The 13,647-nt window shown below is 72.1% G+C and carries 11 protein-coding genes; 2 read left to right on the forward strand and 9 right to left on the reverse strand.

From position 1 onward, the window contains the following. Nucleotides 1-56 precede the first annotated feature (56 nt). The 3 genes from ACZ52R_RS04215 to ACZ52R_RS04225 all read right to left on the reverse strand — a co-directional run bounded on the left by ACZ52R_RS04215 (nucleotide 57) and on the right by ACZ52R_RS04225 (nucleotide 4,989). Nucleotides 57-878 (reverse strand): HAD family hydrolase, encoded by an 822-nt coding sequence (locus ACZ52R_RS04215; RefSeq protein ID WP_465752691.1) that lies wholly within the window; start codon nucleotides 876-878, stop codon nucleotides 57-59. Continuing rightward, nucleotides 878-3,622 carry a phosphoribosyltransferase gene (locus ACZ52R_RS04220; RefSeq protein WP_465752693.1) on the reverse strand — a complete coding sequence of 915 codons (2,745 nt, stop codon included), beginning with the start codon at nucleotides 3,620-3,622 and terminating at the stop codon, nucleotides 878-880. The genes ACZ52R_RS04215 and ACZ52R_RS04220 overlap by 1 nt, the downstream gene beginning before the upstream one ends. 158 nt (nucleotides 3,623-3,780) lie before the next feature. Continuing rightward, nucleotides 3,781-4,989: an HpcH/HpaI aldolase/citrate lyase family protein gene (locus ACZ52R_RS04225; RefSeq protein ID WP_465620273.1), complete on the reverse strand. Its 1,209-nt coding sequence runs from the start codon at nucleotides 4,987-4,989 to the stop codon at nucleotides 3,781-3,783. 396 nt (nucleotides 4,990-5,385) lie between these two features. On the opposite strand from ACZ52R_RS04225, the gene ACZ52R_RS04230 reads away from it, so the two are divergent. Continuing rightward, a complete protein-coding gene (locus ACZ52R_RS04230; protein ID WP_465620271.1) occupies nucleotides 5,386-6,606 on the forward strand; it encodes a TerD family protein in 1,221 nt (406 codons plus the stop codon). Nucleotides 6,607-6,667: 61 nt separating this feature from the next. Here the strand turns inward: ACZ52R_RS04230 and ACZ52R_RS04235 are convergent, their stop codons facing one another. Continuing rightward, nucleotides 6,668-7,417 (reverse strand): Tellurium resistance, encoded by a 750-nt coding sequence (locus ACZ52R_RS04235; RefSeq protein ID WP_360492932.1) that lies wholly within the window; start codon nucleotides 7,415-7,417, stop codon nucleotides 6,668-6,670. 361 nt (nucleotides 7,418-7,778) lie between these two features. Here ACZ52R_RS04235 and ACZ52R_RS04240 point away from each other — a divergent pair, with 361 nt between their 5' ends. Continuing rightward, a complete protein-coding gene (locus tag ACZ52R_RS04240) occupies nucleotides 7,779-9,005 on the forward strand; it encodes a DUF2637 domain-containing protein (RefSeq protein WP_465620268.1) in 1,227 nt (408 codons plus the stop codon). Between the two features lie 149 nt (nucleotides 9,006-9,154). On the opposite strand, the gene ACZ52R_RS04245 is transcribed toward ACZ52R_RS04240, so the two are convergent. From ACZ52R_RS04245 to ACZ52R_RS04265, 5 genes are all read right to left on the reverse strand, one after another. Further along, nucleotides 9,155-10,249, reverse strand: coding sequence for a DUF475 domain-containing protein (locus tag ACZ52R_RS04245; RefSeq protein WP_360492937.1), 1,095 nt, complete (start codon nucleotides 10,247-10,249; stop codon nucleotides 9,155-9,157). Between the two features lie 146 nt (nucleotides 10,250-10,395). Further along, the gene (locus ACZ52R_RS04250; RefSeq protein WP_360492940.1) at nucleotides 10,396-10,974 is read right to left on the reverse strand and encodes a TerD family protein; all 579 of its coding nucleotides are present in this window, start codon (nucleotides 10,972-10,974) and stop codon (nucleotides 10,396-10,398) included. A gap of 341 nt (nucleotides 10,975-11,315) precedes the next feature. Further along, on the reverse strand, nucleotides 11,316-11,891 hold the full coding sequence (locus tag ACZ52R_RS04255) for a TerD family protein (protein ID WP_465752695.1): 576 nt from the start codon (nucleotides 11,889-11,891) through the stop codon (nucleotides 11,316-11,318). A gap of 218 nt (nucleotides 11,892-12,109) precedes the next feature. Further along, entirely contained in the window at nucleotides 12,110-12,568 is a 459-nt protein-coding gene (locus tag ACZ52R_RS04260; protein WP_465620264.1) for a peroxiredoxin, read from the reverse strand. A gap of 293 nt (nucleotides 12,569-12,861) precedes the next feature. Further along, entirely contained in the window at nucleotides 12,862-13,302 is a 441-nt protein-coding gene (locus ACZ52R_RS04265; RefSeq protein WP_360492949.1) for a DUF3052 domain-containing protein, read from the reverse strand. Nucleotides 13,303-13,647 lie beyond the last annotated feature (345 nt).

The raw sequence follows: 13,647 nt of genomic DNA on the forward strand, positions 1-13,647 counted from the left end.
AGGCGCTGGCCAAAGCGTCGGCCACAGCACTGGCCAGAGCGCGCTGCCCAGGACGGCTAACCCGCTGTAGCCCCCGCCAGGAACCGTCGGACGATCTCCTCCCCCGCCGTCACCCCCACCTCTTCGAGGGCGGTGACGCCGGGGGCCGTCCAACCGCTGTCCGCCAGTTCGCCGTGCCCCGGCCGCCACCCCGCGTCCGCCGCGAGCAGCAGGTCCGCGTCGAGCAGCGAGTCCCCGGCCGCGAGCACGGTGGTCGCGCCGCCGCGCCGTACGACCTCGGCGAGGGCGGCGCTCTTGGTGAGCGGCGCCGGGACGGCGTACACCTTGCGGCCCTGCAACGAGACCGCCCAGCCGCGCTCGGCGCACCAGCCGGTCAGCTCCTCCAGCCAGCCGGCCGGCAGCGCAGGGCGCTCGACCACCAGGTAGGCGAACAGTTCGTCGGCGACACGCCGCTTGTGCGTCCACTCCGGGTCGGCGCACAGCGCGAGCCGCCGGACGACCTCCTCCAACGGGGCCGAGCCGGCGGCGATCCGCGCGGTGATCTCGGTGCGCCAGTCCCGGTCCGGCACGCCGTCCACCAGCAGTTGCCCGCCGTTGGCGCAGATCGCGTACTCGGGGACCCAACCCGCGGTCGGGCCGGGCAACTTGACCCGCTCGTACTGCTCCGGCGTCCGGGTGGTGGAGGGGACGAAGCGGGCCTGCCGGGCGAGGTCGGCGAGCAGTCCGGCGGCCCGTTCGGTCATGTAGGACAGCGGCCGGCCCTGGTACACCTCGACGCAGAGCAGCCGCGGCGCGAGCCGGTCGGGAATGTCCAGGGCGAGGGCCCGGTCGGAGTAGATCAGCGTCCGGTCGAGGTCACTGGCCACCAGAACACCCATCAGGAATTCCCCTCCGTCGCGGACACCTCGGACACCTCGAACGTCGGAGACACCACAGACACCACAGACACCACAGACACGTCAGGCACCTCGGGCACCTCGGGCACCTCGGGCACCTCGGACGCCACGGACCGCCCGTCGGCCCCGGTCGCCCCGCGGCTGTAGCGGGGGTGGATCAGGCCGACGCAGGTGTACGGCAGGCCGTCCACCTCCTCGACCTCGACGCCGCGCTGGGCGGCGAGCAGCCGGACGTGGTCCAGGTCCGCACCGGCGCCGCGACGGGCGAGGATCCGCCAGGGGACGCGGCGCAGCAGCACCCGGGTGGTCTCGCCGACGCCGGGCTTGACCAGGTTGACGTTGTCGATGCCGTACTCGGTGCTGATCCGCTCGACGGCGGCCCAGCCGGCCCAGTCGGGCGCCCGGTCCGGGTCGGCGGACAGCCGGTCCGCACTCTCGACCGCCGAGGCGCGCACGTCGCCGAAGCAGGAGGCCACGGCGTCCAGGAAGGCCGCCGAGACGTCGCTGCCGGCCAGCCCGGTGTAGTGCTTGGCCCCGTGGAAGTCGTCCGGCCCGATCAGCCCGGCCCGCAGGACGGTGCGCGAAACCAGCCCGGACACCGTGGAGTTGAGGCACGCGGACGGGATCAGGAAGTCGTCCCGGGTGCCGTACGTGCGCACGCAGCGGCCGGGGTCGGCGAGCACCGCGAGGTCCGGGTCGAAGCGGGTGCCGGCCAGCGCGTCGGCGAGTTCGCGGGTGATCGCGCCCTTGCCGGTCCAGCCGTCCACGAACACCACGTCCTCGGCCCGGTGGTGGGCGGCCAGGTACCGCAGCGCGACGGGGTCGATGCCGCGGCCCCGCACGATCGAGACGGCGTAGTGCGGTACGGACAGGCCGTGGGCGAAGGTCAGCCAGCGGCGGATCAGGATGCCGACGGGTGTGCCGGCCCGGGCCAGCGAGGCGAGGACCAACCCGGGGCCGCGCTCGCGCAGCAGCGTCTCGGCGACGGTGCCGACGGCGAGCGCGATCCGGCGAGCGGAGCCGTGCAGCGCTTGGTGGAACAGCTCCTGGTACTCGGGGCTGGGCTGGTACTCGACCGGCAGCGACTCGGCGTAGTGCGCGCCGCCGTTCTGCACGGCCTCCTCGCGCTCCTCGGTGGGGGCTTCCAGGGCGACCTCGGTGAGGTCCTTCAGCAGCCAGGCCACCTCCTCGGCGCGGTACGAGGAGAACTCCGGCCCGTACAGCGGCGTCGGCAGAGCAGCAGCCGACCCGCCCGACCCCGCCGACCCGCCCGACCCGTCTGACCCCGCCGAGCCGCCCGACCCGCCTGACCCGCCCGCCCCGGCCGGCAACGCCACCGGTCGGTGCGAGGGCAACACCGCGAGCACCACCCGGTCGGTGACCTCCCGCAGCCGGGCCAGCAGTGCCCGCTCGCCCCGGTGCAGCGCCGGGGTGTCGGCGACGTCGTCCACCACCAGCACGATGGCGTCGAAGCGCCGCGCCGGGTCGGTGCCGGGGGCGACGTTGTACGCGTAGCGCTCGCGCGAGGCGGCGTCCTGCGGGTCGTCGTGGGCCGGGAAGGCCAGCCGGGTACGGATGGCGTAGCCGGGGTCGTCCACCGCCAGGACTGGCGAGCGGGTGGTGGTGGAATACCGGACGCGGTCGCCGCCGAGCTGCTCGGACAGGGTGTCGGCCAGGCGCAGCGGCGCGTACATCAGCTCCTCGAAGCCGAGCACCAGCACCCGCTGCGCCTCGGCGGGCAGGGCCTCGGCCAGTTGCCCGGCCAGCCGGGGCAGTACGGCGTCCAGCCGGGCGCGGTCGCGGACGGTGAAGCCGTGCCGGCCACCGTCCGGGAGTCCGGCGGGCCAGTCCAGCTCGACCCGGACCAGCGGCGCGGGGTCGGCCACCGAAAGCACGCCGCCCACCGGAGGCACGTCGCCCACCGCAGACGCATCACCCCCCGGGGCCACCTCGCCCGCCGTCGCCGCCGCGATCAGCCGTTCGGCCCGGTCCAGGATGTCCTCGGGCAGCTCGACGCCGCCGCTCGCGGTGGCCACCAGGTCGAGCCGGACGCCGAGTTCGGCGGCGGCGTCGGTGAGCCGGTCCCGGTCGGCGGCGGAGCGCAGGTCGACCAGGGCGACCACGACGTAGTGGTCGCGCGGGTGGCGGGCGTGCAGTTCGCGGATGGTGTTGAGCACCGTCCGGCCGGTCGAGAACTCGTCGTCCACCAGCACCAGCGGCCCGTCCCCGGCGAACAGGTCGGGGTCGGCCGGGAGCAGCAGGTGCGAGGTGGCGTGCGAGTGCTCCTCCTCGAAGCCGCCGAGCGGGGGGATCCCGGGCACCGGGCGGCGGGTGGAGTGCAGGTAGGGGGCGTCCAGGCCGTCGGCGACGCTGTGGCCGAGGCCGGTGGCGGTCTCCGCGTAGCCGAGGACGACGGCCCGCGCGGCCGTCTCCTCGCCGAGCAGTTCGCGGACCCGGCGGCCGAGTTCGAGTCCGGCACCGTGGACCACCGAGGGCCGCTGTGGCACGTGCTTGCCGAGCACGTTGGAGACCAGCAGGTGTGCGCGCTTGCGGTTCTCCCGGAGGGCCAGGCCGACGAGTTCGGGGAGGCGCTCGGAGCCGGTCAGCGTGATCCCGGCCCGGTCGGCGACCCAACGGCCGGTCCACGTCTGCGGTGTTGCTGTCACTGCTGGTCCTGCCTTCGGTGGTGCGATGGTGCGTTCGTCATTTTCTGGCCCGTCATCCATAGCCCGTCGTCCATAGCCCGTCGTCCACGGCCCGTCGTCCACGGCCCGTCGTCCATGGCCCGTCATCCACGGCTCGTCCTGTCCGCCGTACGGAAACTCGTCCTATCCGCCGTAAGGAAACGGGAGGCGACGGCTCGCGCTCAGCCACGCGAACAGCCTCAGCCGCACAAGCAGGCCGACAGCAGCTCCGCGAAGCTCACGTCCTCCTGGGCCACCCCGAACACCTCCGCCCGCAGGAGCACCCGCTCCGCCCAGGCGCGGTGCGGCCGGGCCTCGTTCATCTTGTTGGTGTACGCCGAGCGCAGTACCCCGCCGCCGTCCTGCTCCTGGCGGAGGATGTCACGGGCGTCGCAGTACTCCTCGTGTGTGACCACGGAGAGTGCGTGCACGGCGGGCACGTGGCTGGGGTGGATGCAGGTCTTGCCGAGCAGGCCGTTGGCCCGGTCGAGTTCGACCTCCCGGATCAGCCCGTCCAGGTCGTGCTCGATGATCCGGCGGCGGATTTCCTCGCCGGAGGCTCGGACGGTCCCGACGGCGGCGCCGAACGAGGCCTCGGTGAACGGGGTGCGGCGCAGCTGCGGCTTGAACATCCGCTCCTGCACGGGGAAGTACTCCCAGACCGGGCCGGTGACGGTGTGCCCCGTGCCGTCCGCCCGGCCGAGCACGTTGACCACGTCCCCGATCACCGCCGCGACCAGCGCGACGTCGTACGCGGTCAGGTCGGGCGAGCGTCGCAGGCCGTAAGCGGAGCAGAGGTCGGTCACGCCGAGGCGGACGGCGAGTACCCGCTCCCGGTGTCCGGCGAGCAGTTCGGCGATGCCGAAGAGCTGCTCGCGCCGGGTCTCCAGGTGGGCCAGCTCGGGCGATTCCAGGACGGGCATGGCGAAGAGCCGTCGCCCGGTGGCGGCCTCGGCGGCGGCGAGTGCGGCCAGGTAGGCGCCGCCGTTCTCCGGGGTGAATTTGGGCAGCACGAAGCCGCTGAGCAGCTCGACGGCCGGACCGAGCCGCTGGGCCAGGTCGGGAATCTGGGCGGCAGCGCGGACTCTGATGAAGAGCAGTGGGTGACTCTGTGCGCAGTCGGTGAAATCCTTGACCAGGTCATTCAACTGCTCGACCAGGTTCCGCTCCCCGGCGTCCACCTCGTGGTCGGCGATCGCGTCCTCGAGGCAGAGCACCATCGACACCACGCCCCGAGCAGCCTGTTTGCGGATGTCGGCGGCGAGTGCGGGCCTGGTGGCCGGGCTGTAGAGGGTGCCGCCGAGCGCGGTGGCGAGCACCTCGGGCTCGCTCTGCGCGGTGAACGCGCGGGGCTGCTCCAGGAAGAGCCGGCCGCGTACGTCCTCGGCGAGGTGGCCGAAATGGCGCAAGGTGCTCTCCTCCAGAATGTGGACGGGCCTCGGCCCCTTGCCGACGACGCCCCTGTCGACCGGACGGCGTCGCCGCCGACCGGCCGAGGCCGCCGTCAACCGGCCGACACCCTGGTCAACCGGCCGACCGGGTGCCATGGTTCCCCGGTCGCGCCACCGGTGGACGTCCCTCCGCCGAACCCCCCGGGGGGCCTACGACCGCCCATCGTACGGACGGGATCCGGCCGCCCCCGGTTCCCCGGCACTGAACTCCCGGAACATCCCGGTCCACTTGGACGATCATGGGTTCGGCGGCGCCAAACCCCAGGAAGCGCAAGTCTTGGCAAAGTCCGACCCGGCGGGGACCGGTCCGGTCACGTTGTCCGAAGGGGTGGCGAACAGGCAGGATGGTCCGCTATGACGCACGTGATGGCCAAGGGCGCCAACATCGCACTGCCGGCGGCGGCGGTCCGCGCCGTGCTGCGCTGGAGCGCCACGCCCGGTGCGCCGGACGTGGACGCGTCCGCGCTGCTGCTCGGCGCCACCGGCAGGGTCCGTTCGGACGCCGACTTCGTCTTCTACAACCAGCCGCGCCACCCCTCCGGCCTGGTCCGCCACCTGCCCAAGCAGCAGACCTCCGGCGGCGCCGAGATCATCGACACGATCGAGGTCGAGCTCGGCAAGCTGCCCGCCGAGGTGGACCGCGTGGTGCTGGCCGGCTCCTCCGAGGGCGGACCCTTCCGCGCGGTGCCGGGCCTGCGGCTGCTGCTGTTCGACGCCACGGCCGGGGAGGGCGCGCCCGCGCTGGCCGAGTTCGGGATCAGCGACGCCGAGAGCGTCACCGCGCTGGTCGCGGGCGAGCTGTACCGGCGGTCCGGGTCGTGGAAGTTCCGGGCGATCGGCCAGGGCTACACCTCGGGGCTGATCGGCCTGGCCACCGACTTCGGCATCACCGTCGAGGACGAGGCGGCGGGCGCCGCACCCGGTCCGGCGCCGACCCCGGCGCCGGTCTCCACCGGCTCGCCCACCGGCGCGGTGGACCCGCGCAGCACCCCGCTGCCGGACCGGCGCTCGGCCGCCCCCGAGCCGGGCACCTTCACCCTGGCCCCGGCCGTCCCCCAGCCGCAGCCGCAGGCCTCCCCGACCCCGGTCGGCGCCACCACGGGCGCACCGACGGGCGCACCGACGGGCGCACCGCTCACCGCACCGCCGCCGCCCTCGACCCCACCGACCATGACGCCCCCGCCGGCGGCCCCGCCCACCGCGCCCCCGGCCGTCCCGCCGGCGCCGCCCACCCCGCCACCGGGCCACCAGCCCGGCACCGGCTACGGCTACCCCCCGCCGCAGCCCGGCACGGGGTACGGCTACCCGCAGCCCGGGACCGGTTACGGATACCCGCAGCCCACCCAGCCGTACCAGCAGCAGCCGGCCGCCGGTTACGGCTACCCCCCGCCGAACCAGCCCGTCCCGCCGCAGCCGCACCCGGGCGGCTACGGCTACCCGCCGCCCGGCACCGGCCAGCAGCCGCCCGTCCCGCCCCAGCCTCCGACGGGCCAGCCTCCCGCCGGCCAGTCCCCGGCACCCACCGGCGAGGAGTTCGCGCTGCCCCCGCAGGGCCCGCAGTTCCAGCCCCGCTGACACCCGTCCGGGGCGGCGGCCGCCCGACACCGGCGGCCCCGCCCCGAACGCGCGGCGTCCGTCAGTCGCCGCCCGGCTGGTTCTTGTAGCCGCGCTGCCACTGCATCCCGAACCCGTACAGCCGGTCGATGTCCGACTGGAACCCGTTGACGTACCGCACCTCGCGGCGCACCGTCAGCTGGTTGTCCCCGGCGTTCTCGATCAGCACCACGGCGCAGGAGCGCGCCGCCCGGGCCCGCTCCTCCAGCTTGATCTCGATCCGAGGACCGGTCTGCGGCACGATCGTCACCACCGCCTGCGACTGCTCGAAGGCCGGCGTGCCGTCGTAGATGTAGACGAAGATCAGCAGCCGCTTGAACTTGTCCTTCTTCTCCAGGTTGACGTACATCGTCTCGCCCGACGGCGCCCCGTACTGGTCGTCGCCGCTGAGCTTGACGTAGGGCGCGTTCTGGAGGTCGCCGAAGAGGCCGCCGAGCGGCTGCACCACGCCCGTGGAGCCGTCGGAGAGTTCGTACATGCAGGCCAGGTCGAGGTCGACGTTCATCGGCTCGTTGCCCTGCGGGGAGTCCGGCTCCCGCGGGCTGAGGATCCGCGGGCTGAAGAACCGCTTGACCGTGTCCCGGGTGCTCGAACGGCCGGTGCCGGCGCGCATCGACCAGTGCAGGTTGACGTAGAGGTAGCCGGTGGTGGCGGCCGACCCGGTGATCGCGTGCTGCGGGGCCGACTTGGTGAGTATGACCTTGTGCTGACCGCCCGGGTTGTCGAAGGTGTAGCTCCGGTCCCCGCGCAGGTACTCCCAGATCGAGACCATCCCGTCCTCTCCCCCTGCTCCCGCCAGGCGATCTGACGTTCCGCCGACCAATGATCGGGCATCGGCCCGGCCGACGGATACCCCGTCCACGCCCTCCCCTACCCCGCCAGGCGAACCACGGGCGAACCACAGCCGAACCGGCGGGTCGATTGGCCGGAGCAAGCCGCCCTCCCGTAACATGCCGCCCCTTCGGACGCGATATCGTCTAGCCGCACAGGTGTCCCGCCCGCCCCTGCGCGGGCGCGGTGGGGCAGCCGTGCGGTGACGAACAAACCGTCAGGCAGTGCCCGCGCGGCGGAACCTGACCGCCTGTGTCGCACTGTGAACCTGTCCCCTGCGGAAACCCGAGGCCCGACCCGCAATGAACCTGACCTCCATACAGCTGGTCTGGACCGTCGTCGGCGGCGCAGCCCTGCTGTTCGTCTCCGTCCTGATGGCGACGCTGCGTTTCAAGAACACGAAGAAGGACGAGGCCGGCGACTCCTGGGAGCGCAGCGAGGAGCGTCGCCGCCGCAAGGAGATGATCTACGGCATCTCCTCGTACACGCTGCTGTTCTGCTGTGCCGGTGTCGCCGCCGCGCTGTCCTTCCACGGCCTGGTCGGCTTCGGCAAGGAGAACCTGGGCCTGGCCGGCGGCTGGGAGTACCTCGTCCCGTTCGGCCTGGACGGCGCCGCGATGTTCTGCTCGGTGCTCGCCGTCCGCGAGGCCAGCCACGGTGACGCCGCGCTCGGTTCCCGGCTGCTGGTCTGGGTGTTCGCGATCGCCTCGGCCTGGTTCAACTGGGTGCACGCCCCGCGCGGCTTCGGCCACGCCGGCGCCCCGCAGTTCTTCTCCGGCATGTCGATCTCGGCGGCAATCCTGTTCGACCGCGCGCTGAAGCAGACCCGCAAGGCCGCGCTGCGCGAGCAGGGCCTGGTGCCCCGCCCGCTGCCGCAGATCCGCATCGTCCGCTGGCTGCGCGCCCCGCGTGAGACCTACGCGGCCTGGTCGCTGATGCTGCTGGAGAACGTCCGCAGCCTGGACGAGGCGGTCGAGGAGGTGCGCGAGGAGCGCCAGGCGAAGCTGGACGCCAAGGTCCGCGCCCGCACCGCCGACCGCCGCGAGCGCGCCGAGCTGAAGGCCATCTCCCGCCAGGGCGGCGGCATGCTGGCCCGGGCCCGCGGTGGCCGCCAGGTGCCCGCCCTCACGGCTGCCGGAGACGGCCCGAGCGCTACGGAGCCTGCCCTAGCCGCGGAGACTGACGCCACCTCCTCGACCTCGCACACCTCCACCGCTTCGGCGGAGCCCGCCGCCCTGGACAGCGGCCGCCGCCCCCGCGCCGCCGTGGGCTCCTCGTACTCCTCGTACTCGTCCCCCTCGACGTACTCGTCCGCCTCGTCCTCCTCGGGCTACTCGTCGTCCTCGGACTACTCGTCGTCCTCGGCCTATTCGTCCTCCTCGAGCTCCTCGAGCTCCTCGGCCGACACCTTCGGTTCGTCCCGTCGCGGCTCGTCCATCGACCTGTCGGCCGACGACGACACCCTGTCGATGCCGAAGCTGGACTCGCTGGAGCGCAAGCTGCGCGCGATCGAGCAGCAGCTCGGCTGACCCCACCCCCGCACGACGCGCGACGCACAACTCGGAACGCACAACTCAAAACGCGCACCACACGACGCACAACACACGACGCACAACGCGAAACGGCCGCCCCCGGGATTTCCCGGAGGCGGCCGTTTCGCATGTCCTGCCGGCGGCGGCTACGTGTCGGAGCCGACCAGCTCCGGTTCCTCGTCCGCGCCCTGGCGCCGGTTGCGCAGGATCGACGAGCCGAGCGCGAGGCCGATGAAGGCGACGCCGATCAGGCCGGTGACGATCTCCGGGATGTGGTACTTGATGCCGACCAGCAGGATCACGGACAGCGCGCCGATCGCGTAGTGCGCGCCGTGCTCCAGGTAGACGTAGTCGTCCAGGGTGCCCTTGCGGACCAGGAAGACGGTCAGCGAGCGGATGTACATCGCGCCGATGCCGAGGCCCAGGGTGATCTGGAAGATGTCGCTGGAGATGGCGAACGCGCCGACCACGCCGTCGAAGGAGAACGACGCGTCCAGGACCTCCAGGTAGAGGAACAGGAAGAACGCGGCCTTGCCGGCGACCTGGACGACCGACTTGCCGGACTTCTCCGCCTCCTCCTCGCGCTCGGACTCCTCTTCCAGGCCGGACTCGAAGATCGAGGACAGGCCGCCGACGACGAGGTAGGTGACCAGGCCGAGGACACCGGCGAGCAGAACGGTTTCGGCGTGCTCCCCGGCGAAGAAGTTGGAGGCCAGCAGCAGGGCGACCAGGGCGACGACGGTGGAGAAGGCCTCCAGCTTGCCGACCTTCTCCAGCGGGCGCTCGATCCAGGACAGCCAGTTGTAGTCCTTCTCCTCGAACACGAAGTCCAGGAAGATCATGAGCAGGAAGACGCCACCGAAGGCGGCGATCGCCGGGTTGGCCGCCTCCAGGTACTGGCCGTAGGTCAGGCCGTCGTAGGTCTTGTCGGAGTGCAGCGCGAGGTCGATGACCGTCGCGGGGTTGAGCTTCGCGGTGAGTCCGACGACCAGCAGCGGAAAGACCAGGCGCATGCCGAAGACGGCGATCAGCACGCCGACGGTCAGGAAGATCTTCTGCCAGTACGGGTTCATCCGCTTCAACACCGTGGCATTGACCACCGCGTTGTCGAACGACAGGGAGATCTCCAGGATGGAGAGGATCAGCACGATGCCGAAGCCTTGGGCTCCCCAGAGCAGTCCGGCCGCAGCCAGGCCGATGGCGGTGATCGCGAACGACCAGCCGAATGTGCGGAGGAACACGGGAGTTGGCTACCTTTCGGGTTCTGGCCGTGCCGGGGGCGGCCTCGTCCCCGAGACGCCCTGACCGGGCCGGGCCCGGTCAGGTCACCCCCGCACTGCCCTCAGTTCTCATGATCGGGTCGGGTGCGATGGTCCGATTTCCGCCCCTACTGTACGTTCACGCCGAAGTCGAGTGCGATGCCGCGCAGGCCGGAGGCGTACCCCTGGCCCACCGCGCGGAACTTCCACTCGCCCGCGTAGCGGTACAGCTCGCCGAAGATCATCGCGGTCTCGTTGGACGCGTCCTCGGACAGGTCGTAGCGGGCGATCTCCTGGCCGTCGACCGAGTTGACGACCCGGATGTAGGCGTTGCGGACCTGCCCGAAGTTCTGCAGGCGCGCCTCGGCCTCGTAGATCGAGACCGCGAAGACCACCTTCTCCGCCTGCGCCGGGACGAGGTCCAGGTTGACCAGGACCACCTCGTCGTCACCCGTGTCGTCGCCGCCGGTGAGGTTGTCTCCCTGGTGCTCCACCGAGCCCTCGGGGCTCTTGAGGTTGTTGTAGAAGACGAAGTACTCGTCACCGAGCACGCGTCCGCCACCGCAGAGCAGGGCACTCGCGTCGAGGTCGAACGGGGCGCCCGTGGTCGAACGGGCGGACCAGCCGAGGCCGATCTGGACCTGCGTCAGGTTCGGCGCGGCCTTGGTGAGCGAGACGTTGCCGCCCTTGGCGAGCGTGACCACCATGACGTTGTTCCTCCCTTGTTTCTCCCGGGGCGCCTTCCAGGTGTATCCCCCGCGGCCCCGGCCGACCGGCTTTGGTCGGCTGAACTTCCTGAACTCACATCCTCGCAGCGTGGCGGGCCACCGCGGCACCGGGTCGGACGAACTCCCGACCGGCCCGCGCCCGCCCGCGCGAACGGCGCCCCGAACCGCCGCGCGAACCACCACACGAACCGCCGCGCGAACGGCCGTACGAGAGGCCGCACGGGAAGCCACGCGAACGGCCGGCACGAAACGGGGCGGCCCGGACCTCCGCGGGTCCGGGCCGCCCCGGGTGAAGCGCGCCGCCGGGCGCCGACGAGGACTCAGACGTTGACGCCGAAGTCCTGGGCGATGCCGCGCAGGCCGGAGGCGTAGCCCTGGCCGATGGCGCGGAACTTCCACTCGGCGCCGTTGCGGTACAGCTCGCCGAAGACCATCGCGGTCTCGGTGGAGGCGTCCTCGGAGAGGTCGTAGCGGGCCAGCTCCGTGTTGTCGGCCTGGTTCACCACGCGGATGAAGGCGTTGCGCACCTGGCCGAAGCTCTGGCCGCGGTTCTCGGCGTCGTAGATCGACACCGGGAAGACGATCTTCTCCACGTCCGCCGGGACGCCGGCCAGGTTGACCTTGATCGCCTCGTCGTCGCCCTCGCCCTCACCGGTGCGGTTGTCGCCGGTGTGCTCGACCGAGCCGTCCGCGCTCTTCAGGTTGTTGAAGAACACGAAGTTGCCGTCCGAGGCGACCTTGCCCTGGGCGTTGCAGAGCAGTGCGCTGGCGTCCAGGTCGAAGTCCGTCCCGGTGGTGGTCCGGACGTCCCAGCCCAGGCCGACGACCACGGCCGTGAGCCCGGGGGCCTCCTTGGTGAGCGAGACGTTGCCGCCCTTGCTGAGGCTGACTCCCACGTGTCCTCCAAGAATCGGGAGGCACGCCCTGTGGTGCCCCCGGTGGTGCGGTCCGGGGCTCCGGGAGCGCACCTGCTCCCGCACCCCACTCCGCCAACGGCCCGAGCGTAGTACGCGGTTCCCGTCGGCAGCGCGGTTCCGCTCGGACACGACCGTCGGACACGGCCGTCGGGCACCCGAGCGGCGGGGGCGGGGGCTCAGAGCGCGGCGGGGGCGGCTCAGAGCGCGGCGAGGGCCTTCAGGTACTCCTGCTCGTCCCGGGCGTCCGGGAGGCCGTTGACGACGCTCCAGCGCACCGTGCCGGCCTTGTCGATCACGAAGGTGCCGCGCAGGGGGCAGCCGCGCTCCTCGTCGAGGACGCCGTACGCCCGGGTGACCTCGCCGTGCGGCCAGAAGTCGGCGAGCAGCGGGAACTCCAGGCCCTCGCGGTCGGCGAGGACGCGCTGGGAGAACTGCGAGTCGCAGGAGAGGCCGAGCACCTGGACGTCGTCGTTCTGCAGCCCGGCGAGTTCGCGCTGGATCGCGCCCAGCTCGCCGGTGCAGACGCCGGTGAAGGCGAACGGGTAGAAGACCAGCACGACGTTCTTCTCGCCGCGGAATTCGGCGAGCCGGACCGTCTCCCCGTGCTGGTTGTTGAGCTCGAAGTCCGGAGCCCGGGTGCCGACCTCGATGGCCATGGACAGGACCTTTCTGACGCGCGACCGCGCCGCGCGGCGGGCGCGGCAGGCCACATCCTGCCATTCGTCGACGCACGTTCGGCCGAACGGATGACGCGGGGCCGCCCGGCGCCCGTCTCCTTTCGCCCTGGGCGAACGCGCCACCACCCCTCGGCCGGGTTCCGGAGAGTCCCCTCCGGGCCCCCCGGGCCGCCGCCCCCAGGCCGCCTCCGGACGCCGAAGAGCACGAAAAGGCGCCGGGCCCCGTCGGAGCGTGACTCCGAGGGGGCCCGGCGCGGGGCTTCAGAACCCGTTCAGCGCTTGCCGCCCGGCTTCGCCGTGGACTTGGTCGCGAGCCGGGTGGCCGCCCAGTCCTTGGCGATGTTGATCGAGCTGGTCTGGGAGAGGCCGGCGGTCTTGGCCGCGTCGTTGATCTCGGAGGCCTCGACGTGGCCGTCCCGCCCGGTCTTGGGCGTCATCAGCCAGATGATGCCGCCCTCGGCCAGGTACTCCAGGGCGTCGACGAGGGCATCGGTGAGATCCCCGTCCTCGTCGCGGTGCCAGAGCAGGACGGCGTCGGCGACGTCGTCGTAGTCCTCGTCGACGAGATCCGTCCCGGTGAGCTCCTCAATGCCTTCGCGGAGCTCCTGGTCAGTGTCGTCGTCGTACCCCAGCTCCTGGATGATCTGGCCCTCTTCGAAGCCGAGACGGGTCGCCGGGTTGGACTTGTCCGCGGGGTCCGCGGTCGCGCTCACGGGAATAACCTCCAGTATTCGGCTCGGCATCCATGCCAAGGCTGTGGCCGTAGTCCACACGGGCGCGGCGGTTCGCGCAAGTACCCGACCCCCGATCCCCTCCAAAGGTTGACGCGCCACACCGGAACACGCCGTTCCGACGTGTCGGGAATCACACCGATTTGCCCTTCTCTGCATAGGACAACGATGCTTCGGGTGGTCCCGGCCCACAGGCCGTACGTGTGCCCGAGATGCGAACGGCATTCGGGGTCCGCGCGTGCGCGGGCGTAGAGTCTCCTGTTGGCCCTCACCCCGGCCGCCCGCCATCGGGCGGACGGGACACCAGGTCGGACCACCTCTTTTCGT

This window comes from Kitasatospora sp. NPDC034023, from assembly GCF_055575795.1.